The following is a 26,854-nucleotide window of genomic DNA, read 5'->3' as shown; positions in this document are numbered from 1 at the left end:
TAAAACTGATATAAGATCCTAACTTCAGGCTCGGAATCACTATTGTTTCCGAGCCTGTCTTAGGATTTGGAAAGACTAGTTTGTTCTATAGATAAGGAGGCCGAAGGTATGGGAGGAGACGCGAATAATAAGAAAAAGAGCGGAGCGTCTTTGTTCTTTGAGGCTATCGGGAATGGCTTTAAGGAGATCGGAGTAACATTTGCACAGGGAGATATAAAGACAAAGCTCTCATTTATAATTCTCGGACTTGGTCCTATTTTAAGAGGACAATTTGTTATAGGAATTGCGCTTCTTCTGTGTGAGGTGCTTTTCTTCTGGTTTATGTTTGGTTTCGGATGGCAGTATCTGTCCAAGATAACAACTCTTGGTACAATCGCCACCAAAAAAGTTAAGAGAAAGACGGTTTATGGCGACAACAGCTTTCTTATTCTGCTGTTTGGAATACTCTGTGTTTTCGCTATAATCGCTCTGATTACAATCTGGTACATCAATATTAAGGAAAATCGTAAGGAAGAGCTGGCACTTAAGTCAGGGAAAAAACTTCCCACCAACGGCGATGCCCTTCGTTCCTTACTTGATAAGAATTTTGATAAAACACTTCTGGCACTTCCGGTAACGGGTGTGTTTGTATTCACTGTGCTGCCTATTGTTTTCATGATTTTGGTAGCTTTCACCAATTATGATAAAAATCACCAGTCACCTACCAATCTTTTCACCTGGGTGGGACTGGAGAACTTTAAAAACCTTGTTTCATTTTCAAAGAACGGACTTGGTCCCACATTCGTACAGGTTCTCCTTTGGACACTTATATGGGCTTTCCTTGCAACGTTCATCGATTACTTCCTTGGACTTGCTGTTGCAATTCTGATTAATAAAAAGGGTATAAAATTTAAAAAGCTCTGGAGAACAATTCTTGTCATGACAATAGCGGTACCTCAGTTCGTATCACTTTTGTATGTCATGAAAATGTTTGCAAACGATGGCCTTATCAATGGTTATCTGAAGAAGTGGGGATTTATACAATCCTACATCCCGTTCTGGACAGATCCCATGCTCGCCAGAATTACAATTATTGTGGTTAATATCTGGATAGGTATTCCGTACATGATGCTTATCGCTACGGGACTTTTGATGAATATCCCGGAGGATCTGTACGAGAGTGCGAAGATCGACGGTGCCAACGGATGGCAGATGTTCAGAAGTATTACACTTCCCTACATGCTGTTTGTAACAGGACCTTTCCTTCTTACACAGTACACAGGTAACCTCAATAACTTCAACGTCATCTACCTTCTTACTCAGGGAAAACCGCAGTCCATGAATCTTGCTGAGAGAGCAGGTAATACAGACCTTCTGGTAACCTGGCTCTATAAGATGACGGTTACGGATACCAACTATAAGATGGCAGCTGTTCTCGGAATCGTAGTATTTATTGTTACAGCAGTTGTTTCCCTTGTGGTTTACAACATGCTTCCGTCAGTAAGAGATGAGGAGGGCTTCCAGTGATGAAATCATATAAAAGAAAAAGAACCGTAAGTAACGTTATAGGTTATATCGTTCTTATTTTAATAAGTATTATCTGGCTGTTCCCTTTTGTGGGACTGGTGCTTCAGAGCTTCAGATCCTATTCGAACGAGTACGGCGGAATGGTTGATTATCTGGTGCCTCATACTTTTTCACTGGATAACTACAGATTCCTGTTCTCAGGGGAGACTAACTTCGTAAAATGGTATGCAAACACACTTATCATAGCTGTTTGTGTCACTATTTTTCAGACGATAATCATCCTCTGCGTAAGCTATGCTCTTTCAAGAATGAGATTTAAGGGCAGAACACTGCTCATGCGCTTCTGGCTGATTCTGGGAATGTTCCCGGGATTCCTCACAATGATCTGTCTGTACTTCCTTTTGAAGCAGTTCGGACTTACTCAGGCAGGTGCGGTACCCGGACTTATCCTTGTTTCTGTTGCCAGCTCAGGTATGGGTTACTACGTATGTAAAGGTTACTTTGACACAATTCCGAAGGCTCTTGATGAGGCTGCAAGAATTGACGGTGCTACAAGAGCAAGAATATTCTTTACAATGATTATTCCTATGTCAAAGCCAATCATTATCTACACCGCGCTGGTTGCATTCATGGCACCCTGGTGTGATTACGTATTTGCATCCTATGTTGCTTTTGGTCATGACACCAGCTATAACGTTGCGGTAGCTATGACAAGATGGGTTTGGACCAACGACTATCAGGGATATTTCACAAGATTCTGCGCAGGCGGAGTACTTATTGCAATCCCTGTATTACTTCTGTTTATGTTCCTTCAGAAATACTATGTTGAAGGTGTAACCGGCGGTGCTGTTAAAGGTTGACCTTTATCACTTGGCGAGGTCCTTTCGAGCCTAGTGAGAAAGGTCGTTCTGGCGAACGAAGTGAGAGCAGAACTACATTATGAAAATGAATAATGCAAAAAAAACTACACTTGAGGATGTAGCGGCTGCCCTTGGAGTTTCCAAAACCACCGTTTCCAGGGCTATTTCGGGAAAGGGGCGTATAGGTGAAGCTACAAGGACCCGCATTCTTGAATACATTGATCAAAATAATTTCAGACCGAATGTCGTAGCAAAGAGCCTTGCTGAGAGCCGAACCTTCAGTATTGCTGTAGTCTGGCCGGGGGATTATTCTCTTGTGGATCTTTCGTTTTTTCAGAAGTGTCTTGTCGGAATGAGTGAAGTGACCAGCGGACACGGATATGATATTATCGTGTCTGTGGTCAGCGGAGATGACATGAGCAGCCTTAAGAGAATTATTGAAAATCGCAAGGTTGACGGTGTTGTTCTGACAAGAACTCTGATTTATGACAAGCCTGCAGAATATCTGCTTAAAAGCGGCGTTCCTTTCGTTGCAATAGGTGAATCACCGGATGAGAGAATCATCACGGTTGATAACGATCACTTTGATGCATGCAAGGAACTCACCTCGATTATGATAGGAAAAGGGCACACTAAACTTGCTCTCCTCGGAGGATCAAGAAATCTTGTGATCACGAAGAAGAGATATGAAGGGTTTGCAGCAGCCTTTGCACAGACAGGGAAAAAGCTTGATGAGTCGCTGGTTTTCCTTGATCAGGGAAACGAACAGAAGATGACTGAGATAGTAAAGCGACTGGCAGCCGAGGAGGTCGACGGTGTAATCTGTATGGATGATATGCTTGCTGCTTATGTGATAAGAATCTGCAGAACAGCAAATATCAAAATACCCGAGGACCTTAGACTCGCATCTTTCTACAACAGTACAACGCTTGAAAACTCTGTGGTTCCAGTTACGTCACTAAATTTTGACGACAGAAACCTGGGCGCTGTTGCAACAAGAATGCTACTGCGACTAATCGACGGCGAGAAGGTCGAGAACCAGAAACTCAAGACCTACGAAGTAATAATGAAAGAGAGCACGAAGTAGTGCTCTCTTTACCTTACCCTAGGAGAAAAATATGCTATCAAAAGATTCACAATTATCATTTAATACCATGTCACTTACCCTTGACGGAAAGGGCTTCTATCCCGTAATGGGTGAAATGCACTTTTCCAGATACAGGAACAGATATTGGGAGGAAGAACTCTGCAAAATGAAGAGCGGCGGTGTCTCTATCGTATCGCTCTACACAATATGGATTCATCACGAGGAAATTCGCGGTGAGTTCGACTTTAGCGGTGACAGGAACCTTCGAAAGTTCCTCGGCACTGTTAAAAACGTAGGACTAAACTGCATCCTTAGAATAGGACCCTGGGCACACGGCGAAGCAAGAAATGGTGGTTTCCCGGACTGGCTTCTTGAGGATGCTAAAGAAAAAGGATACGAACTTAGAAGCAATGCGCCTGAATATCTTGAGCATGCGAGAAATTTTTATGAGCACATCTATGAGCAGGCAAAGGGATTTTTCCTGAAGGATGGCGGTCCTATCATCGGAGTGCAGATTGAAAACGAGTACGGACACTGTGGTGGTTTTGGCGGCGAGGAGGGTGAAAAGCACATGCGAACCCTTCGCGACATGGCTGTGGAAATTGGATTTGATGTCCCAATCTATACGGCAACCGGTTGGGGCGGCGCTGTTACAGGGGGCATGCTTCCTGTTATGGGCGGCTACTGTGAAGCACCCTGGGATCAGAGAACCACTGAAATCGAACCAAGCGGCAACTATATTTTTACCAAAGAAAGAAACGACCACAACATCGGGTCCGACCACGGACTTGGTGTCGGGATCACTTTTGATATGGATAAATTCCCTTATCTTACAGCTGAGCTCGGAGGCGGACTTCAGGTTACTCACCACAGAAGATGCATAGCGACCGGAACCGATACCGAGGCCATGAGCATGGTGAAAATGGGCAGTGGTGCTAATCTTCTTGGCTATTATATGTACCACGGCGGAACGAATCCTGAGGGAAAACTTACTACTCTTCAGGAGAGCAGGGAGACAGGATATCCCAACGATCTTCCGGTTTTGTCCTATGATTTTAATGCTCCTATTAAAGAGTATGGGCAGATGTCCGAGACCTACAGAAGGGTCAGAAGACTTTCCATGTTTACCGCGGATTTCGGGGAGGTACTTTGCGATATGCCCTACATTCCGCAGCCGGGAAATACGGATAAGCCGGATAACTCATCTGCCATTCGAACTGCTGTAAGGGCTGTGAAAAAGGATATAAACGGCGAAGAGCTGATGAGCGGATTTTTATTTGTGAATAACTATCAGAGAAGATATGAGCTCGAAGCTCATGACGCCATTACCCTGAAGGCTCATGATGAAAACGGAAATATGATAGCTGAGTTTGAAGAGAGGGATGTGAAAAACGGTGATTATTTCTTCTATCCCTTTAACATGCCGATTGGCTTTGATGCAGTTTTGAAGAAGGCCAACATGATTCCTCTTTGCATTCTTCATGATGAGAGAGGAAGAGAAAATGCATACGTTTTCTATGCGGATGAAAGAGACTCGGCTGCAGCTGAGATAGAGGGTGATCTTGGAAGCATTAAAATCGTGACACTGAGCAGCTATGAAGCTGAGCATGCAGTTAAGATAACCGATGAGAGGGGCGCTGAGCACCTGGTAATCTGTGAGTACGATGTTGTCGACAGGATTATCGGCAGCAACCGGAGAAGAAGCGGTGTACTTGAAAACGGCAATCCGAACGGCTATGAGATTTATGCTGAGATTCCGTCTGATGGAAATGAGCACACTGTTTCCTTCAGAGTGTGGCCGGACCTCGATGAGACACCTTCGGGATTTATCCATGACGATGCAGAGAATGTGTCAGATACCTACATGGTGGACATCATGGACTTTGCGGATTACAGATATGTGGATTCGCTGCTTAATCCGGTCAAGGCTGAGATAAAAGAGGACGAAAAGGCATATCAGCTTAATGTCACCGGAATAGACGAAGAGATTGACGAAATTTATCTTCATATAAAATATGCCGGAGATCGTGGAGAACTCTTTGCAAAAAGTGATATCGATATTTTTCACGAGGGAGAGCTGATCGCTGACAGTTTTTACACCGGTCAGGACTGGGAGATAGGCTTAAAGCGCTTTATCGGTTCTGAAGGAAAAACTGAGCTGGAGGAGAGCTTTGAAGGCGAAGTGGTAATTCATCCGCTTTTCGAAGATCAGGAGATTTATCTTCAGGAATGGCCGCAGCTATCTGAAGAAGCAGAAGGTAAGAAGTGTGCCTGCAGAATTGATGCAGTAGAGAGCGTTGCACAGTACAAGATAAAACTATGGTGATATGACAACAAAGACCGGATTATTTTATTATTTGTTGTTACTTGTAATAGCCATGCATGGTGGATTTTACCCACTGTGCATGGCACTTTTTATGAAGGTGTTATTAGTCTTTGAGTCTTGTTCATTTTTCCCTATGCAGATTACTTTTATAATAGTAAAATAGTAATGCTGTGTTTAGCATTTTTTAATCTGTAAAAAGCACGGCACAAATTGGGGGAAAAACAAAAAAACGGAGGAGAGTATATGCTAGAAGACATCTTATTGGGACAAAAAAGTCTCTTTGAGACCGGGGTTCAGACTGTTCTGAGAGGACAGGAAAACAGGTACAGAAAAATCGTTATACAAAACGGTAATCTTGTGGCAAATGAGCGCTCAGAGGAGAGTGGAATCTGCGCCAGAGTGTATTATAACGGGGCTTACGGCTTTGCATCTACCGCGGAGTATTCTAAGGACGCTGCGGCAAAGACCATTAAGGCTGCAACTGAAAATGCAAAATATCTTGATAAGTTTAATTCCGAAAAGAAGAAGGCTTATCCCGAAGTTATCAGTTCTCATATAACATCACCCAGAATGATAATTGATTATGAGCAGAAAAAACTGGTGGACATCTGCAAGGAAATCGATGCATACATCGAGAAGACCTATACGGATCTGCTTAGCAGAAGTGTAATTTATACGGAAGATACGATGGAGAAGATAATCGTTACTTCCGATGCGTCTGATGGACATGTGGCTTATCCCAGATGCAGGATTATGGTCGAGTTCAGCATGAATTCAAGGGAAGGAAAACCGGTTGAACTTTTCAGAATGTTCTTTGGATGCGGCCATGCAGGTGAGCATTTTGCAGATCTTAATCCCATATATGAAGGACTTGAGGATTTATATAAGAATATTAAAGCAAAGGCTGACGGTGTCTATGCCGAGGCCGGAGTTAAAACTGTAATTCTTCATCCCGATGTTGCAGGAATGATTGCGCATGAAGCTGTGGGACATACTGTTGAGGCTGACCTTGTTGACGGTGGTTCGGTAGCCGGACCGAATTTCGGAAAACAGGTGGCATCAGAGCTTGTCAGCATCGTTGACTATGCTCATACAGCTTTTGGAGTGGACGCTCCCTTCCCGGTTTATCTTGACGACGAAGGAGTTCCTGCGAAGGATGCGGTACTTGTTAAAGACGGAATACTTACAGGCTATATGCATGATCGTGAGAGCGCTCTTAAATATGGAGTTGAGCCCTGCGGTAATTCAAGGGGTTACACTTTCTCTGACGAGCCTCTTATCCGCATGAGAAATACAACTGTTCTTCCCGGAAAAGATAAGCTTGAAGACATGATCGCGTCTGTAGATGATGGTTATTATCTCGTGGGAACCGGTAACGGACAGGCTGACCTTACAGGTGAGTTCATGTTCGGAATAACCTGCGGCTATGAGATTAAAAACGGAAAGCTTGGAAGAGCTATCCTTGATACTACTGTTTCCGGTGTTGCTTTTGATATGCTGAAAACCGTTGATATGGTATCCGACTCAGTAATATGGTGGAGCGGAACCTGCGGCAAAAAGCAGGCTATGCCTGTTGCAACCGGCGGACCGGCAATTAAGTGCAAGATAACGATCGGAGGTAGATAATGGCTAACTTATATGAAGTGTCGGATATAATTGCCGATTACATAAAGACTAAAGGTGACCTTAAAGCAGATTTCACTATCTTTGAGACAGAGACAAATGAGATCACAATGAAAGACGGAAAGTTCACACTTTTCAGAACCATGTTTGATAACAATGTGTCTATCAAGGTAATCAAGGATCATAAGAAGGCATCTACAAGTATCAACAAGTGCGATAGGGAGAGCGTTGAAAAAGCGATTGATGAAGTAATCTCATCAGCTGAGGCGGGAAGCCCCGATAAAGCATTCGATATTGCTCCTGGACTTGAACCTGCTTCGTTCACAAAAGGCGCACTTACTCCGGACATTGAGAAGCTGATGGAGAGAACCAAGGAGCTTTCCGATGATATTGCCAGAGAGCATAAGAACATTATGCTTATCGAGATGTTTGCAAAGTATATCAGAGGGAAATCTATTTTCATAAATACGAACGGAACAAAAGATGATGTGGATTTCGGTTACTATATGATTGCTACCGAGTTCGCAGGAAATGATGGTGAGAACACCACAGGTGTTGCTGTTTCATATGCAGTGTTCGATAATCTGGACAGCAAACTTATCACTCTCGGAAGCATAGAGAAAGATCTGCAGGATGCTGAGAACTCACTTGATCCTATGAAAATCAGCGATAAGTTTGAAGGCGATGTAATACTCACACCCGGATGCGCATCTCAGATGCTTGGTGCTATAATCGGCAATACGGTTGTTGACCATACTCTTATTACAAAGACAAGTGTATGGCTTGATAAGCTCGGAGAGCAGGTTGCTTCGCCGCTTCTAACAGTTCGCTTCAATCCGTGGGATGAAAGAATTCTTGTCACAGAGGTTCATACATCTGATGGTTTCAGGTCAGAGGACTATAACCTTATTGAAAAAGGTGTTCTCAAAAGCTTTGCCGCAAGTCTGTATGCTGCAAACAAGTGTGGCGTAAAACGTGCGCCGAATTCATCCTTTAATACTGTGGTTGATGCCGGTGAAACATCCTATGAAGATATGGTGAAGAGCATTAAGAGAGGCCTTATTGTGGGCTCTGTTTCTGCCGGATCACCGGGGGCAAACGGAGAAATGTCCGGTGTTGCCAAGAACGCTTTCTATGTAGAAAACGGTGAAATAAAAGGAGCTGTCATTGAGACCATGATAAGTGCTAATCTCTTTGACATGCTTAAAAATATTCGTGCGATTTCGAAAGAGCAGCTCTGCGACGGAAATATGGTTATGCCGAGCATTCTCGTCGAGAACGTGACGATATCCGGAAATTAATAAGCCTTCCCCTTGGGGGATGTATAAATAATATGCCTTCCCCTTGGGGGGAAGGTGGCACGAAGTGCCGGATGAGGGGATTTTTGTTATTTTGGAGGTCATTTTGAAAAAAAGAAGTTCATTTTCTGGTAAAGTTGGTTTTGTTTTGTCCGCTGCGGGCGCATCAGTAGGACTCGGAAATATATGGAGGTTCCCATATCTTTGCGCAAAATTCGGTGGAGGTATTTTTCTTCTTGTATATGTAATTCTTGCGCTGACCTTTGGTTACACCATGATCATGGCGGAGACTGCCATAGGAAGAGCCACGAAGAAGAGCCCCGTTGGTGCATTTAAAGCCTTGGGACATAACAAGCTGATGGATATCGGTGGATGGATCAATGCAATAATCCCGATGTTGATCGTTCCCTATTATTCGGTTATCGGTGGCTGGGTATGCAAGTATCTGTTTGAATACTTTGTGAAAAGCCCTGCAGAAATCGCAGGTGATGATTTCTTTGTGAATTTTATTTCCAACGGAGTATCTGCGGAATTCTGGTTCATTATTTTTTCTATACTGGTACTTGGCGTAATTTTTATGGGAGTTCGTAACGGAATAGAGAGAGTATCAAAAATAATGATGCCCATTCTTGTTGTGCTTGCTGTAATTATCTGCGTTTATTCTGTTACAAGACCGGGAGCAATAGAGGGTGTTAAATATCTGTTCATTCCTAATTTTGCGCAGTTTTCACTTATGACAGTGGTTACCGCGATGGGCCAGATGTTCTACTCACTTTCAATTGCTATGGGTATCCTCATCACTTTCGGATCCTATGTTAAAAAGGAAGTCAGCATCGACGAGTCCACAAGACAGGTTGAGTTTTTTGACACAGCTATCGCAATCCTTGCCAGCCTGATGATCATCCCCGCTGTCTTTGCTTTTTCAGGCGGAGATCCGGAACACCTTAATAAGGGACCTTCACTTATGTTTATCACCATGCCCAAGATTTTTGCGAGCATGGGAGTAGGTCGTCTCATCGGAATATTGTTCTTTGCACTCGTTCTTTTTGCAGCTGTAACAAGTGCAATTGCTCTTACAGAGAGTGCGGTTTCAACCTTCTCTGATGAGTTTAAATGGAGCCGTAAAAAGGGCACCGTAATTATGGCATTTATCATGCTTGTTCTCGGAAGCCTTTCATCACTTGGTAACGGCCCTCTTGCAGGTGTCACAATATTAAAAATGCAGTTCCTTGATTTCTTCGACTTCATTACCAATTCCGTAATGATGCCGATAGCTGCACTTGCAACCTGCATCCTTATCACAAAGTTTGCAGGCATCGAGCGCATCGAGGAGGAAGTAGAGCAGGACGGACATCCATTCAAGAGAAAGAAGACCTTCTCCTTTATGATCAAGTTCCTCTGCCCTGTTTTTGTACTCGTTATCCTCATCAGCGCCATCTTAAACGTATTTGGAATTATTCAGATGTAAACAATAATGCCTTCCCCCTTGGGAAGATGAATATTTATATGTAATTAAGCCTTCCCCTCGGGGGGAAGGTGGCACGAAGTGCCGGATGAGGGGAACCGTATGGAAGAAAAATCAAAAGACTTCCTCGCAGGACGTCTTAAAGATCTCGCGACAAAAGCATATCATAACAGCTTTCTCACCCACACCGATTTTTTATCGGTCTCCGAGCTGGCTAGTGTCTACCGAATATTTGCTTCGGAGGGTGTGCCCGCAAATGTGCATGAATACTGCGGATCAAAATATGTGGTATACGGCGGCTTCGAGGATGCCGAGAGAGCGATGGTTTGTTTTCTTCCGGACTATCTCGATGAAGAAAGCTTTCTGGCCGCAGAAAAGGCAGAGCCCTCTGTTCTGAAATGCATTCACATAACACCGGTAAATAACAGGTTTTCGGACGACCTTACTCATAGGGATTATCTCGGATCACTGATGAATCTTGGAATCGAGAGGGATCAGATAGGAGATATTCTTACGGGAGAAAAAGAGGCTTACGTCTTTTCAACACCTGAAATCGGTGAGCTTATCTGTAAGGAACTGATCAGGATCAGACACACCTCTGTGAAATGTACGATGGTCAATCCTTCCGAATGTGAGATAAGACCGGCCTTTGAGGAGATAAGCGGAAGCGTGGCATCAGAGAGAACAGACGCTATCGTAGCTTTTGTATATCATCTCTCAAGAGCCGAGGCGCAGAAACTGATAGAAAGTGAGTCGGTTTTCATAGACGGGCGAACAGCCTACAGTGGTGGCTACGATTTAAAAGCGGGCTCAAGAGTTTCGGTCAGCGGCCACGGAAAGTTTATTTACCTGGGGCAGAGTGGCACCACCAGAAAAGGGCGATGCTACGTAAATGTGAAGTTGTTCGTTTAAATGTAAAATTAAAGCATCTGTTCTTAGCTTTTTGCTAAAGACAGATGCTTTTTTGAAATTTTACTCTTTTTATCAGGTTAATGCAGATAGTCTTTTCTCAAATTGTTCATAGAAATCCGAAGCTGTATCATAATCGGTCAGGAAGAAAATTTTAAGAAGTCCCATATTAACGGCTTTTAACTGTTCTTCCGGCATTTCGGGAGCTCTGTCGCCAATACCTTTTATGAAGAAATGCCACTTATCAATATAGGCTTCATACTTTGAAAATTCCGGAGTATCTATCCATTTTTTTATTTTAATCTTGGATTGTCGCTCTTTTTTACATTCATTCACCTGAAGAAAATACCTGTGAGTTTCATTTTCATATATTCTTCCAAGTGGGAAAAGCCTGCATATTCCGGGACGGTGCGGATGTATGCTGCATCGTCCTTCTGCATTCAGGAAAGAGCACGCATCATTTTCTCCCATTTTAAGGCAGGGGAGTATGATGCCATCAGCCACTCGAAGCTCAAGATTTTTTGCAAGCAGTTCTTCAAAAGACTTCCCAAGCCCTTTTTCCAATCTATACGCATCATAAGGATCCAGTGTTATGGAATCGCCCATCCCGGTGCAGCATGCGTGGCAGCCTTTGCAGTCACCGACATCAAGTTTAGCCATATCACCGGCGCCATAGATTTTTCCGTCTGAGATTTCTTTTATATCAACATTTCTTTTCATTACTAAGTACCTGTGGATTTTAGTCTTTTATATTATTATACAAGATTATAGCTATGATTTTAAAAGTCCTTTTCGCGAATGCTTCGTTTTCTATGATTTGTTACCCTTTTTACTCTGGATATGGACTTTTTAAGGATGAATATTTCGCAAAACAATAAAATCCAACAGTTTGTTACTCTTTTTCTTGGGAAATAGGAGTAACAAAACAATAAAAATGTCTTAATTGCGAAGAATATCCTTAAGAATTTCTTGAAAACAGGCTAAAAAGAGTAACAAAATGATATAAAGAGAATAATTGCGAAAAGAAGTATATGAAATTGACAAATAGGGGAAATTCATGTAAGGTATAGAAATAGATTGTGCGCAATCTAAATACAAAATAGTAAAAAGAACTAATTTACAATCAGGATAATAGGGATATGGCAATAATTAGCCAGGTTCATATAATTATTATCGAAAGGCAATTGAAATATGGCATACAGTATACTAATAGTAATAATCACAATACTTTATATAATTTTGCTTGAGCTCTCAAAGAACACCCTTCTTGGCTGGGCTGTTGGAATAATACTGGCAGCGGCATTGTTCTGCATCAGAATGTTCATGAAAAAGAGTGACAAGTGGGATGTTCGCACTGCGATAGGAGCAGTAGTAATACTTCTTATGCTTTTTGCAGTAAACTATAAACTTACTTCACCGCCTGTAAAAAGGATTCCTGCAGTTACCTACAAAAATCCCGAGCAGACAGCGGTGATTCATGTAGCTCAGGGAGATATTTCAGGTGTTTACAATGAGGATCATAGTGCCGAGATTTTTGCCGGAGTCCCTTATGCAAAGCCTCCTGTGGGAGACCTAAGGTGGAAGGAGCCTCAGGATCCGGATAGCTGGGCAGGGGTGAGGATTTGTGACACCTACGGTCCCATGGCGATGCAACCGAGATCTTCTGAACTCTACTCATCCTTGTCGCAGATACTTGGAACTAACGATTACAGATTTTCATTAACAGATCAGTACAGGGATGCGATGAGTGAGGACTGTCTGTACTTGAATGTATTCAGACCTGCGGATTACAGCGGTGAGCCGCTGCCGGTAGTTTTCTTTATTCATGGCGGTTCGCTCACAACAGGTCAGTCCTACTACACTGAATACCGCGGAGAGAGCTTTGCAAAGAAAGATGTTATCCTTGTAAACTTCGCTTACCGCCTGGGGATATTGGGCTACATGGCAAATGATGAGTTGGCTGCGGAATCCGTGAACCATACGACAGGCGATTACGGACTCCTTGATCAGATAAAGGCACTGGAGTGGGTCCATGAAAACATCGGAGCCTTTGGTGGTGACCCGGATAACATAACCATTGCAGGTGAGTCTGCTGGATCTTCTTCAGTTCAGGCGCTGTGCGTATCACCGCTTACAAAAGGATTATTTGTAAGAGCTATTGCTGAGAGCAGCGGAATAGCAGCTAAGAAGCCCTACCACACCTTCAGAGATATGTCCGAGGCTCTGGAAACAGGAGATGAAATCTTGAAGGAATTCGGCGCGAAAAATGTTGCAGAACTCAGGAAAATAGATGCGGAAAAACTTATTACGACAAAGACTCAGAACAGTGATATGTGTGTGGACGGATATGCGATAGCAGAGCAGCCTTATCTTACTTATGAAAAGGGCGAAAACCACGAGCAGGCGCTTTTAAACGGATCGAATCTAAAAGAGGCGGACGCATTTTTGCTTTCGACAAAGGCAACCTCTGAAAATTACGAGGAGATTCTGACGGATATACTTGGAGACTATGCAGGAGAGGCAGCAGAGCTTATTCCGCCCGGAGCCGTAGAAAGAGATAAGTATTTCATCATTGATCCCAAAGGGGATGCGAAGGGCAGCCTTAATTTCATATATAGTGATGCATGGTTTTCCTACAGTCACAATGTATGGAGCAGATACATGGAAGCACAGGGCAGGGATGTATACCAGTATTTCTTCACAAAGACAAATCCCTACCTTAGTAATAATCATGCGGGTGAGATGCCCTACGCTTACGGCAACCTGTTCTATCATCCGGGAATGTATGACGAAAGTGACTACGAGCTTTCAGAAATTATGCAGACCTACTGGACCAATTTTGCCAAGACAGGAGATCCGAATAAGGGAAGTGATTCTTCTGAAACTATAAATATACCCGAATGGCCAAAGTGGAATTCAGAGGAAGATAAACTCCTGGAATTTAATGATGAGATAAAACTCATTGATAATCCTTATCACGAGCTTAATAAGATCATTGATAAATATCAGAATGAATGACTAAAGCCTTCCCACCTTTGGGGCGCTCGACGTCCGGGGGACGTCGGCTTAGCGCGGACCGAAGCGGAGCGTAGACAGGTGTCTGCGCAGCAGACGGATGAGGGGACAAAAAAGCTCCTGCCGATATTCATAAGTGGCAGGAGCTTTTTCAGCTGCATACGCAGTTTATTTTGTTACTGATTTGGTTTCTTTGGTCTCATGGACAATATTTTTTCAACAATCTCAAAAATCGCTCTCTGATCGTGAGCAGTTTCCTGCTCGATAAGCAAATAGGATTTCATAGCGTAGGAATCCTCTGCTGTATCAATTGTCTCTATATTCTTCATGAAATCAGACATTGAAATATCAAGAGTTTTTGTGATTTTATAAATAGTGTTGACGGAGGGAGTTTTTACACCCCTCTCAAGCTGACCGATATATGAAGGATGAAGATCGCTTTGCAATGCAAGCTCCTCCTGGCTAAGGTTCTTCTCTTTTCTGTAAAATCGAACACGGTTTCCAATCTCTTCGGTAATATTCATTCAAGTTCTCCTTTTAAATAGTGCGTTGTATGCAGCTGATAAAAATGCATACTAACACTACCTATTTTTCTAAAATTTATACTAGAGATTCTTAAAAAACGCCTCAATTTTCGATAGTGCCAATTATTGAATTGCGCATACAATTGACGTTACACCGTCAAAAATATATACTATAGATACTAAAATATGAGGGAGACGTTCTATAGTACGCGTAATCAATCTATGAAAAGAGCACTTATTGTATCAAGTACAGGTGGATTTCTGTCGCAATTTCTTGAAAATGACGTGACAGTTCTTAAAGAAATGGGCTATGAGATTCACTATGCTTCGGATTTCAATAATCCGGTCTATGAGTTTAATCCTGAAAATCTCAGAAATGATGGCATAATAATGCATCAGATTATTCTGCACAAAAAGCCCTGGCACATGATAAAGAATCTGCAGGGACTCTTACAGCTTTCAAGCCTTATAAAAGGTGAACATATCGACCTTGTGCACTGCCATAATCCGGTTGGAGGAATGCTCGGAAGACTCTCGGGATTTTTGTCAGGAAGAAAACCCTACTGTATTTACACTTCGCACGGGTTCCACTTCTTTGAGGGTGCACCAAAATCCTATTGGCTCATTTTTTATCCGATAGAACGATTCCTTGCCAGATTTACAGACATGATCATAACCATAAATAAAGAGGACTATGACAGAGCCTGCAAATTCCATTTGAGGAAAGGCGGACATGTTGAGCTCCTTCATGGCGTGGGACTTGACACCAAAAGATTCTGCCCTAAGCCCGGCATAAGGAAGGATGTGCGCGAAGAACTGGGAATACCCGATGAGGGATTCCATATCGTTACAGCTGCTGAGCTCAATAACAATAAAAATCACATGGTTGTACTCGAGGCGCTTAGGCAGTTGGATGATAAGGATCTGTATTACAGCATTTGCGGAAGAGGTGGAAAGCGTCAGGAGCTTCGCCAGTTCATAGATGAAAACGGAATGTCCGAAAATGTAACTCTGCGAGGTTACAGAAAGGACATGGAAAGGGTTCTACAGTCGGCGGATGCTTTTGTATTTCCTTCCAAGCGTGAAGGATTTGGAATGGCAGCGGTGGAAGCACTTGGATGTGCTGTTCCTGTTATTGCGGCAGATAACCGCGGAACAAGAGAATACATGAGAGACGGGAAAAACGGAATAGTCTGCAAAGCTGATAATCCCAAAGCATTTGCGCTTGCTATTGAGATACTTAAGAATAATCCGGATATCAGACAGAAATATGCAAATAACGCGCTGGAACTTTCGGGGGTATTTTCCAAGGAAAAGGCGAAGGAAACAATGCGCAAGATATATTCAAAAATAGACAGGTAAGTGGGGAGAAAAGTGTATGGAGACGGTTGAGATTTCCGTCATAATGGGGGTTTTTAGCGGTCAGAATACAAATGAACTGGACCGCGCAGTTAATTCCATACTAATGCAGACCTTCAGGGATTTTGAATTCATCATTTATGATGATGGATCTAATCCTAAGGCATCGGAGTTTATCAGAGGTTTGCAAAAAAGAGACAAGAGAATAATAGTGATTGGAAGTGAGGAGAACCACGGACTCGCATTTTCACTTAATAAATGTCTGGAAAAAGCGAGAGGCAGATATATTGCCAGAATGGATGACGATGACATCTCCCTTCCAAAGAGATTTGAAAAGCAGAGAGCTTTTCTTGAAGCACATCCGGAGTATGACTGGTGCGGATGTAATGCAAAGATATTTGATGAGCAGGGTGTGTGGAGTGTGAGTACTAGGCCCAAACATCCGACAGCAGAGGATTACCTGAAGTATTCACCTTATATTCATCCGACAGTAATGTACAGAAGATCAGCGCTTATTGAGAATGGCGGATACACTGCAAGAAAAGAGACTTTACGGTGTGAAGATTATGAGATCTTTATGAGGCTATATCAGGCAGGATTCAAAGGCTGCAACATGCAGGAGGTGCTTTTCAAATATCACGTGGATAGGGAGAGCTACCATAACCGCGATTTCAAATTCAGGGTATATGAAATGAAAGTGCGGTATGAAAATTTCAAGAAGATGGGACTTTTGTTCCCATTTGGCTGGTTATACTGCATGCGCCCGATAATAGGTGTTTTTGTACCGGTTAAACTGATTGAATTCTATAAACATAAGAAAGCAAATGTATAGGATGGACAGGCTGGTTTATTACAAAAAGATTCTCGAGAAAAATCCTGCATATAATAAAGCGCTTTCTGATTGTATGGAGGAGCTAAGAGGCGATCCGCTCTTATCAAAATCTGTTGATAATACGGATAATGTAAGAGTTAAGGGTAGCATAATTCATCATCTTCACTCCTGGGCACCTGTGCTGACAGAGTTTGCGGCATGGGTGCTCGATGATGCAAAAAAAAGCAGTATTAAGAGACTATATTTTTTGTCGAGAGATGCCTGGCCGGTTTATAGGGCAGCGCTTGCGTTAGCGGATAGCTCGTCACCAGAATTACGTTACCTTCGTGTCTCCAGGTATGCGCTCAGGATCCCGGAGATGGCAATAGATAACAGCCAATTCCTGGACATGATGTTTCTTAGCGGAATAGATGTAACCATGAGAAAAATCCTGCAAAGAGGTGCGCTCTCTGAGGAGGAGATGCTGGAATTTGTGAGTATCCTTGGTTTCTCGGACTCACTTGACAGGATAATGGCAAGACCTGAAATACTGCAGTGGAAAGCAAAGGCAGAGATACATAAGGAAGAACTCTGGACTATCGTGCAAAGACATGCGAGACAGCGACTTCCTGATGCTATCGGGTATTTCAGGCAGGAAGGAATGCTTTCCGGAGATAGCATAGCAGTAGTTGACAGTGGATGGGTAGGCACTACTCAGCGAAGCATTAAAAGACTCCTAGACTATGCAAAACCGGGAACAGAACTTCAGGGGTATTATTTTGGACTTTACAAGATTCCGAAAAACATGGATCCAAACACATACAAAACCTTTTACTTTGGACCCAAAGGACAGATTCGAAGAAAAGTCTACTTCAGCAACTGCCTTTTTGAAGCTGTGAGCTCTGAGGCAGCAGGCATGACACTTGGATATGAAAACAATAATCCCGTGATCGCTGACTATGGAAGCCTGAATTCAGAGTACCTTGAGACAATGCAACCATATCTTGAGATGTTTGCAAGAGCGTATGCTCGTAATAGAGAGCTGGATAACGGAGTATCTGTATCCGAAGATATCTTGTCAAAACTGATGGCAAGACCGGATAAGTGGGAAGCAGAGCTATATGGTACCCTTAAATTTTGCGATGATGTCCTTGAGGGAGACGCACAGGATATAGCAGTACGGCTCCCATACAGAGATATATGTAACCTGCGGCTATTTAGAAAAACGGTTATATGGCTCCTAAGTAAGCTTCACATCAGGACACCGGAGATCCACGAGAGCGGCTGGATATACGGAAGCATCGTCAGATGTGGTAAACATGTCCGCTGGAGTCTTCTGCAGGCAAGGCTGTATAACTGTTTGATGTATGTTAGGAAGAACCTATAGTTTAAGCCTTCCTATTTGGGAAAGGTATATGTAAAGAAAAACAAATGCCTTCCCCTTGTGGGGAAGGTGGCGCGTAGCGCCGGATGAGGGGAATGGAGGTACAACATGAACAAAAAATAGAAGTACTGGCAGAGTATCTCGACACCGGAAATGCAGTAGCAGCTAAGTCAACACCTGTACAACAAAAGAAAGCCGGCTGGCAGTCAGAGATCTCATGGCCAAACGGCATCACAGCTCCTGCTGCCAAGACATCTGGAAGCTGGTCTGTAAGCTGCTCCGCGGATGGATCGATATCGGTACAATAAAAATCAGATCATCTGAAAGAGAAAGTTTTTTGGGGGGAGAAAAAGAATATGCTTTTAAAGAGAGTAGTAGCTTTGTTTTCTGCGCTCATAGTCTGCATTGCATCAACACCTATGACTGTAAATGCGGATAGTTTTGATGCTGAAAAAGGAGCACATGAAGCAAATTTTGAAGACTATGATTTAGAACAATACGAAGAGGTGTCTGATGGTAATGTGGGGCAGACAGACACAGATACCGAATTTTTTGAAAATGAAGAACAAGATGGTCAAGAACAAAAAGGAAATGAGCAGATAGAACAATCTGCAAATGATCAAGACGATTCTAAATCAATTTCGGAAATGGCATCTGGAGAAGAAAACCAGGATGCAGAAATGCCAGAGGAAGCCACTATATCAGATGATAATCCAGATGACATTACAACTACAGAACTAGCACCATTAGACATACAAATTTCGGATTCTATGGATGTTTCATCCGCAGAAGAGCTTGAAACAGCTATTAGTTCTAAAATATCCAATATTCATATTGTAAGTGATTTTGAACTTGATAGAACATTTTATGTTACCAGTGAGGTGAATATAACATCATCTGCACCACATGTACTTACCCGTGCAAATAATTTTGCAGGGGATATTTTTGTTGTGGGAGAGAACGCTAATGGCGAAAAAACTTACTCAGCTGATGATAAGGCTATTCTTTCGATAGGAGAATCAGGGGAAGATAATGCAAATCTTTTAGTAATTGATGGAAATAGTGATAACATGCAGGAAGAAGTAACCGGAACAGTTCTTTTTATATGTAATGGGGCTGAGGCAAATATTTATAACAGTCTTACATTTACAAATAACTGTAAGGTTAACAATAGCAGGACGTTGGATACAAAATATCATTTACCATATCCGGAAAAGATAGGCGGTTCTGTAGCGATTATAGCAAATGGTGTTCTTAATGTTTATGGTGGAAGTTTCAACAACAATAGAGTGTTAGCAGAAGGACTGGAAGATGGAGCAGATAGGACATCTTCTATGGGGGCTGTGTTCTATAACTATTCTAATCTGAATATCTATGGTGGGGAATTTTGTCAGAATAGTTCCGGTCGTGGTGGGGTTATATATAATTACAGGATGTTACACCTATTTGGTGGACATTTTGATAGTAATTATGCATCCAAATATGGTGGTGTCATTTACCAGGCAGAAAGCCAGTTTGGAGAATTACTAATAGGGGAGAAAGAAGAATATACGTCGCTTTTTGAAAATAATTCAGCTCTTAATTCCGGTGGAGTTATTTATTCTCAGACAAAGAATGCTGTAATCATATATGGAAATACTTCTTTTAAAGCAAATAAAGCCATTAGCTACAATGGCGGTGCGATTAATATTTCAGGGACGTTAACTGTAAAGGATGAGATTCTGTTTGAAGGCAATAGTGCAAATTCTAAGGGCGGTGCAGTTTATATCGTAAATGATGATCCGAGTCTTACTACGAGAATAGGCACCTTTCACAATGTAAAGTTCAAGAATAATAAGGCTAACAGGGGCGGAGCGATTGGAATAATGGCTGCTGAAGCTACTCAGAAGGAAGGTGGGATAGCGAATTTTGAGAGTTGTACTTTTGAGGGCAATGAGGCTGTAAAGGTGACGGATGATACAACTGATATGAATGGTGGCGCTATATACATTAATCGAAAAAGTAAAGTATCAATAAAGGATACCGCTTTTGTAGATAATAAATGCCAAGATGAGGGTGGAGCTATCTATTGCTCGGGGGAGAGTGAGATAACCATCAATAATAGCTCATTTGATGACAATAGTGCCCTGTTGGCAGAATCCGGTAACGGAGGAGCTGTTGCATTACATAGCAGCGTGGCAACTGTTGATGGAACCTCATTTAACAATAACCATGCCGGAAAAAATGCAGGTGCATTTTATATTTCCTATGTGGGTGACAGTGAAGTGGATTCTACTGTTACTCTTAATAATTCCGGTTTTTATAATAATGAAGCAAATTATGGTGGGGCATTGTATATGACTAGCCATGTTGAGAGTGATTATGACGTTTTAACTATGGCAGAGTCTGAATTTGGAGAAAATCATGCGCTTTATAACGGAGGCGCAATGTATTCCACTAGTTCAAAATCATATTTGACTATGGTCAACTTTTCTGGAAATGTTTCTGATGCTACAGCAAACGAATCTGGATCAAGATATGGAGGAGGAGCCTTATATCTGACAAAAAGCTCTATGGAGATAAATGGTGCGGAATTTATAAATAATACGAGCGATTATAATGGTGGAGCGTTGGCGATATATTCAAATAGTCATTTTGCAGGAAACAATATTATAGCAGAGGAAAATTTGGCTAACTATAATGGCGGTGCGGTTTATGTGAATAAATCATCAATGAATCTGTATCACAGTAATATAAAGCTTAATGCGGCAAAGAAAAATGGTGGTGGAATCGCTTTTTATACAGAAGCTGTTTCCAATATCTATACTACTGCTTTTACTGCTAATACTGCTGATAATGGTGGTGGTATATGCGTTTACACCGGAGATACGGAGACGATGATCAGGGACTGCGAGTTTAAGAGTAATGTGGCAAGTGCCTTCGGAGGAGCTTGTTATTGTGCAAATGAAAGTAGGCTGACACTTTTTAATAACAAAGCAGTCAAAAACAGGGCAGATAATGGCGGAGTAGCATATATCACTAAGACCGGCACCGAAGTGAATGTTGCCGCACTTACAGTTTCAGAAAATGTTGGTATAAGTGGTGGATCTATAATTTATGGAAATACAAACAAAGCAACTTTAAACATCGATAAAGATCAATATACAGATTTAACAACGGATGTGTTGGATGATACTTATTGGGCATCGGCGATTGTAAACAAGCTGACAGTAAATGAAGTGAGCTTTATTATTCCTGAATATGAGGACTATTCACACGAGATTATTCCGGGAATTGTACCTCAGGAGAAAGATTCAGAATCCGTAAAGGCAATTTTTGACCTAGAGAACGGTACTGAAGAAGAATACATAAGCGATGCATACAATAAGCTTGAGATTCTTGGAGATTCTTCGAATTTCTGTAGTCGTAATACAACAGTATTCGAGAATATAAATGGAAAGAATGTCACAGTAGATACGCTTGTTAGTCATAGTGGGGAAAAGGCATATAATCCAAATGTTGCAGAAGGCATTTTGATATATGAGGCGATGAAATATAAAAGAGAATATCCGGAAAAAGAGGTGTTTATAAGCCTCTCAACATTCCACTTTTCAGTTGAAGCTGCTGTATGCATCAACAGAAACAGTAGATACTTTGGATATATGCGACAGCTACCCGGAAAGAATTATGATAAGAATGGTTTTGTTCGCATAGCATATTTACTTGTTACTGCTGCTAAAATGGGAATTCATGTAAATGCAATGGGGCAGATAGAAGCTTCTCTTAGGACAAGTGGAGAAACTGGATTTGTCCAGTATTTTGAAAATTATTTCTATGATAAGTGTGACAAAAATTATGTAAGGGGCGGCTTGGTTAAGGATTACCTGCTCTTTAATAAGGTCAAATGGACTTCTTATGGGGATGATGCAGCCACTGATATGATGCATACAAAGGTTTGCGCAGTTTCCAATTACATTGATAAAGATGGCAAAGAGCACAGTGGATCTTTATGGCTTTCCAGTATAAATTTGGATGGTATCAATAGCACCGGAACAAATAATAACAATAATATTCAGTCAGGGTGTGTGGTATCAGATCATGACAGATTGTATCAAGCTGCATATAATTACTTGAAATTGGTTTCTGAATACTGTGGGCAGGAAGATATTTATGAGTTCAGAAATATTGTATGGGAGAAGATGACTGAGCAGATTGATTTAATAAACGCCGGAAAAGATAATGAAATACCTCCATCTGAGAAAATAGTGTATCTGGGCTCTTCGAGGGATGACGTTTTTGAATTGTATTTTTCACCTTTTGGTGGTGATTCTGCTAGTTGGAATGAAAAGTATAACCCGTTTTGCAAATACTTAAGTCTTATGAGTAGATCAGATGATTATGTTTTGCTTATTTGGAATAACCCTAAGTTTAAGACGAATTACACCCTTGGATCGTCTTTCCAAGACTTAATTGTGAAAGCTTTTCATACACATAAAAATGCAAATAATAGGCTATATCTAGTACTCCCGGGTTTTGATTCTTCTAAAATGAATGATTTGAAGGTTGGTACAGATATAGGATATAAATCTATTGGCACAAGGGCGAAAGGCTCTGTGCATAATAAAGATTTGCAGATTTCATATTCTCAGAATGGAAAACGCGAATATGTAAGTCTTTTGAATTCCATGAATTTGCACCAGGGGTCGATGTCATATCAATCAAATCATCTTCTGATAATCAAAGAGAATAATTGTAATGAAGATAGTGTCTTTTACACTCTTGCAGATCAGACATCTGTTGGGGTTGTGGAAAGAGAAGATAAAAATAGAACGATATCTTTTGAGACAAATGGAGGAAGCGAAGTAGAAAGCATTACGGCTGAATATGATTCAGTAATTAGTGAACCCGAGAAACCTGTAAAGGAAGGAAATACTTTTGAAGGATGGTATTTGGAACCTGAACTGCTTAACGAGTATACATTTGAAAAAATGCCAATGGACAGCATGGTTTTATATGCTAAATGGACTCCCGATGTTTATAGGATTGAATTTGATAGCAATGGCGGCTCGCATATAAGAACCAGGCTAGTGACATATGGAGCGGAGATTGGAGAACTTGATATACCTTCGCGCGAAGGTTATACATTTGGCGGTTGGTTTATGGATGAAGAATTTTATTATCCATACGATTACATAAATATGCCGTCTGAAGATATTTACTTATATGCGAAATGGAATCTTAAAAACAGCAAGACTTCGAATAAAGCATACGAAGAAGATAACACGCCGAATGTTGATAGTAATTCGGAAAAAGCGCAAGTTACATGTACTGATGAAGGGCACAGTATTGGGGAAATAGTTAATACAGATGATAATGATGTCTTTTGTCAGATCACGAAGCTTGATGCGCAGGGTACGCCTACTGAAGGAACTTATATTCATTCACCTATGAGCAAGAAAAAGTCAGTCAGGGTTCCCAGTTTAGTGATATTGAAAGATGGGTGTCAGGTGAAGATAACCGGTGTAGCGAATAGTGCGTTTGAAAACAATAAGAGAGTGAGGAAAGTTGTACTAAGTAATAACATTAGGACGATAGGTGACAGGGCATTTTACAATTGTCAGAATCTAAAGAAGCTGGTTATAAATACCTCTAAGTTAAAAAATAAGAGCATTGGCAAGAAGGCACTTGGTAAAATATCAGAAAAGGCTTATGTTTTTATTCCTGCTAAATGTAGAATAAGATATCCAAAGATTTTTAGGAAAAGAGGCCTTTCACGGAATGCAACAATATACTATCCTAAATGGACCGCTGGGAAAAAGTAGAATAAGGTGAATAAAGGGGCAGCAGTTCATCTAATGCGACAGCCCCTTTTTTCTTTACTACATTTTTTATATACTCAAAAAAATCATTTCACTAATCGTGCCGATTGCAGTAGCTATGCCTGTTTTGTATAATATTAGTGATTGCAGAAAAATGTGGATTACTATACTAGGAGATAATACCTTGTCCCAAAGGTTTAATAACCTTTTGAAAACAGCTGATGAAGGAAGAGGAGTGCCTTGCGGCTCTTAAGAAGAACTATGATGGATACCATTTTCATCAGGGAGGCGAGGGAGTATGCACTTGAATAGCGCTGAAATATTAACAGACCGGAGAAATAAATCTTAATGAAAGCATATCAGCTTAAAATCACAATCAAAAATTCAAAACCGCCAATCTGGCGCAGATGTATAGTACCAGCAGGACTTAGCTTTTCACAGCTGACGGTGGTTATACATAAAGTAATGGGATGGTGGGAAGGACACCTTAGTGAGTATACATTTGGCAATCAGGGAGTAAGGCTCCTTGAGCAGGCTGATGAATTTGATGGCGGATGGGATATGGATGTTTTGGACTCATCAGAATATATCATTGATGAGTTTTTTGAAGATACAAAGTCTTTTACATATCTATATGATTTTGGAGATGACTGGTATCATACTGTTCAAATCGAGAAGATTATCAAAGATTATGAGTATGACCATCCGATGGTAATTAAATTTAAGGGAGATACTCCTCCCGAAGACTGCGGCGGTATATGGGGCTATTATCAGATGCTTGAGACTCTCGATGACCCCAAAGATCCTGAGCATGATGAAATTAAGGAATGGTTCAATGAACAGAGTAACGGACCATACGATATGGAACTGGTCAATCAGGAATTATCAAGATACAAAAAAACAAAAAAGAAAATAAAGCCTGTTAGTGAAGAGAATCTCCTATACAAAACTATGAGTTCCCGCGGAAATATAAATCTTGATCAGGTAAGCGTTCCCAAAAACAGAGATTACATTGTGAGTAAAGAACAGCAGAAGAAACTTGAGAAGGCTATTAAGGATATTGGAAATACATTGAAAGCCGTTGCTGATGCCAAGGAGGCTTTTGACAAAACTCTTCGCCACACTTATGGCGATGAAAATGTGGACAACTACTACGAACTCATGGACCAGACAAACAACGGCGACAAGAAGGTTAAGACTCTTTTTGATTATGACAAATGGACTGATGTGACAATAGAAAAATCCAGGCATCAGATTCAGGATCTGATGCTTAATCTGCGTGACATAGATATCAAGAACTACATCAAATACATGCAGATTCCCGATAAGAGCGGTACTACAAAGCTCGAGAGAATAAGAAAAATCGTTAATGAATTAAAAGAGCATCCGAAATATTTTATGTACCTGTACCACCAGGATGAGCTGGAAACACTTTTTGACATATATGATGGTAAAACAGACATTTTTAAATTCGATGGTTTTGCACCTGGTGAAATAATGGATACTATCATGATCAGCATCCTTATGGGGATTCTTGAAGTCAAGGAGAAAGGTAACAAGGCACAAATTAAGCTTGCAGAGGATGCGGGTGAGATCATTGAGCCTGTAAGGGAGCTTTATAAGAAATCCGGGAGAAAGATATATAGAGAGCTTGGCGATTTTGATAGACGAATGGGCGGAATTATCATGGCTTATGGCATATTTGAGATAGACAAAATCGCGCCGACAATGAACCAAATTTATGGGATAAAGGCAGATGAAAAAGACGTTACCGTAAAAACCTATCTTCATCTTACCATGCCCACAGTGCTTCAGACTTGCACAGATTATCTTAGCGGTGAATCCCACGTTGTAATGCCGGGGCTTGATGCGCAGTCTATCATTGAATATCGGAAACTGAAACTTGGAAGCGACATTGATTACAAGACTTTTACAAGTACAGACGCTCAGATAGTATCTCGGGATATGGCAGACATCTATTATGCATGGGCTGATATGGGTATGCTGTTTGAACATGTCTTTGAACTTGAAGACAGAGAAACAAGTGAGCATATGGATTATCTCTATCGCTGCGTACTTAATGGCTGTGATGCGGGATTTCTATTTGAGGAACTGTGTGAGATATATCCGACCAATAATTATTTCATGCTTTCGGAGTACTGGCATAATAGTATAGCCTGCGTGATGGATACCGGACTTCCTCACTTAAAGGGTTATTCAAGATATGAGTATTACAAGCTCACAGGGCAGCGCCCGCAGGACCTTCCAGTGTCATCCTTTGCAACAACCGGTAAAAAGAGTAAGGGGGCGAAGGCACATCTTATGTACCTTCCGGAGGACATACAATGGGAATTATATGAGCTTCGTGTTACGGATGAGATGAAGACGCACAAGGAAGAATTTGCAGAGCGGGCAGAAAAAATACTTGCAAAGTACCCGGACAATCTGGAAGTTATGGCGAGCTTCGTGGATTTCTTTGTGGCAGTTGGCAAAAAGGAACGCACCGAATTTCTTCTTGGAAGAATAAAGAAACTGGCGCCTGAACTATCTACGGAAGTCAACAGAATGCAGAACATGATAAAGAAGGGGAGAGTACCGGATTACTTTGAATCAGACTTGCCCTTTCATGATGACGATAACTTATTCATTCACGGAATTGATGACGATCCATTACGTGACTGGGATGATGACCTCTTCATTCCTCAAAAGCCGATAGTCCGTGATAAGCCCAAGATTGGAAGAAATGATCCCTGTCCATGCGGGAGCGGCAAGAAATTCAAGAAATGCTGCATGGGGAAAGGGATATACGATTAAATTCTATCCCGGCTATGAGGAATTACTGTCTACGGGAAAATCTCCTCAGGGCAGCAGTACTATACAACTATCCTG

At 41.6% G+C, this 26,854-nt stretch carries 17 protein-coding genes; 15 read left to right on the top strand and 2 right to left on the bottom strand.

The genetic code is table 11. The features are described from left to right. Nucleotides 1-108 precede the first annotated feature (108 nt). The 8 genes from BLR42_RS07705 to BLR42_RS07670 all read left to right on the top strand — a co-directional run bounded on the left by BLR42_RS07705 (nt 109) and on the right by BLR42_RS07670 (nt 11,077). On the top strand, nt 109-1,506 hold the full coding sequence (locus BLR42_RS07705; protein ID WP_022760743.1) for a carbohydrate ABC transporter permease: 1,398 nt from the start codon (nt 109-111) through the stop codon (nt 1,504-1,506). Further along, nucleotides 1,506-2,366: a sugar ABC transporter permease gene (locus BLR42_RS07700; protein ID WP_091868000.1), complete on the top strand. Its 861-nt coding sequence runs from the start codon at nt 1,506-1,508 to the stop codon at nt 2,364-2,366. The genes BLR42_RS07705 and BLR42_RS07700 overlap by 1 nt, the downstream gene beginning before the upstream one ends. Before the next feature lie 79 nt (nt 2,367-2,445). After that, nucleotides 2,446-3,453 (top strand): LacI family DNA-binding transcriptional regulator, encoded by a 1,008-nt coding sequence (locus BLR42_RS07695; protein ID WP_091867998.1) that lies wholly within the window; start codon nt 2,446-2,448, stop codon nt 3,451-3,453. Nucleotides 3,454-3,484: 31 nt separating this feature from the next. After that, complete coding sequence (locus BLR42_RS07690) at nt 3,485-5,779, top strand: beta-galactosidase (RefSeq protein ID WP_091867996.1); 2,295 nt, start codon at nt 3,485-3,487, stop codon at nt 5,777-5,779. 243 nt (nt 5,780-6,022) lie between these two features. Further along, nucleotides 6,023-7,405, top strand: a complete 1,383-nt coding sequence (locus BLR42_RS07685; protein WP_091867993.1) for a TldD/PmbA family protein — start codon at nt 6,023-6,025, stop codon at nt 7,403-7,405. Continuing rightward, nucleotides 7,405-8,703, top strand: coding sequence for a TldD/PmbA family protein (locus tag BLR42_RS07680; RefSeq protein WP_091867991.1), 1,299 nt, complete (start codon nt 7,405-7,407; stop codon nt 8,701-8,703). The genes BLR42_RS07685 and BLR42_RS07680 overlap by 1 nt, the downstream gene beginning before the upstream one ends. A gap of 103 nt (nt 8,704-8,806) precedes the next feature. Further along, entirely contained in the window at nt 8,807-10,168 is a 1,362-nt protein-coding gene (locus BLR42_RS07675) for a sodium-dependent transporter (protein ID WP_330387318.1), read from the top strand. Between the two features lie 99 nt (nt 10,169-10,267). Continuing rightward, complete coding sequence (locus BLR42_RS07670) at nt 10,268-11,077, top strand: YlmH/Sll1252 family protein (RefSeq protein WP_091867989.1); 810 nt, start codon at nt 10,268-10,270, stop codon at nt 11,075-11,077. Between the two features lie 72 nt (nt 11,078-11,149). On the opposite strand, the gene BLR42_RS07665 is transcribed toward BLR42_RS07670, so the two are convergent. Further along, complete coding sequence (locus tag BLR42_RS07665) at nt 11,150-11,794, bottom strand: YkgJ family cysteine cluster protein (protein WP_091867987.1); 645 nt, start codon at nt 11,792-11,794, stop codon at nt 11,150-11,152. A 471-nt stretch (nt 11,795-12,265) separates the two neighbouring features. Between BLR42_RS07665 and BLR42_RS07660 the strand changes: the two genes are divergently transcribed. Further along, complete coding sequence (locus BLR42_RS07660; protein WP_091867985.1) at nt 12,266-14,092, top strand: carboxylesterase/lipase family protein; 1,827 nt, start codon at nt 12,266-12,268, stop codon at nt 14,090-14,092. Between the two features lie 173 nt (nt 14,093-14,265). On the opposite strand, the gene BLR42_RS07655 is transcribed toward BLR42_RS07660, so the two are convergent. After that, nucleotides 14,266-14,613 carry a helix-turn-helix domain-containing protein gene (locus BLR42_RS07655; protein ID WP_022760733.1) on the bottom strand — a complete coding sequence of 116 codons (348 nt, stop codon included), beginning with the start codon at nt 14,611-14,613 and terminating at the stop codon, nt 14,266-14,268. Nucleotides 14,614-14,835: 222 nt separating this feature from the next. Between BLR42_RS07655 and BLR42_RS07650 the strand changes: the two genes are divergently transcribed. From BLR42_RS07650 to BLR42_RS23795, 6 genes are all read left to right on the top strand, one after another. Beyond that, on the top strand, nt 14,836-15,975 hold the full coding sequence (locus BLR42_RS07650; protein WP_170832680.1) for a glycosyltransferase family 4 protein: 1,140 nt from the start codon (nt 14,836-14,838) through the stop codon (nt 15,973-15,975). Between the two features lie 16 nt (nt 15,976-15,991). Beyond that, entirely contained in the window at nt 15,992-16,804 is an 813-nt protein-coding gene (locus tag BLR42_RS07645) for a glycosyltransferase (RefSeq protein WP_242879257.1), read from the top strand. 1 nt (nt 16,805) lies between these two features. Further along, complete coding sequence (locus BLR42_RS07640) at nt 16,806-18,170, top strand: hypothetical protein (protein ID WP_139165124.1); 1,365 nt, start codon at nt 16,806-16,808, stop codon at nt 18,168-18,170. Nucleotides 18,171-18,262: 92 nt separating this feature from the next. Then, nucleotides 18,263-18,475 (top strand): hypothetical protein, encoded by a 213-nt coding sequence (locus BLR42_RS07635; protein WP_091867979.1) that lies wholly within the window; start codon nt 18,263-18,265, stop codon nt 18,473-18,475. A gap of 48 nt (nt 18,476-18,523) precedes the next feature. Next, nucleotides 18,524-23,968, top strand: a complete 5,445-nt coding sequence (locus tag BLR42_RS07630) for an InlB B-repeat-containing protein (protein WP_091867977.1) — start codon at nt 18,524-18,526, stop codon at nt 23,966-23,968. 345 nt (nt 23,969-24,313) lie between these two features. Beyond that, nucleotides 24,314-26,779, top strand: coding sequence for an IS1096 element passenger TnpR family protein (locus BLR42_RS23795; RefSeq protein WP_091868072.1), 2,466 nt, complete (start codon nt 24,314-24,316; stop codon nt 26,777-26,779). Nucleotides 26,780-26,854: the final 75 nt, after the last annotated feature.

It is taken from the genome of Butyrivibrio sp. INlla16, assembly GCF_900104155.1.
In the GTDB taxonomy this organism is placed as follows: domain Bacteria; phylum Bacillota; class Clostridia; order Lachnospirales; family Lachnospiraceae; genus Butyrivibrio.
This window is presented reverse-complemented; position numbering and strand designations above follow the sequence as displayed.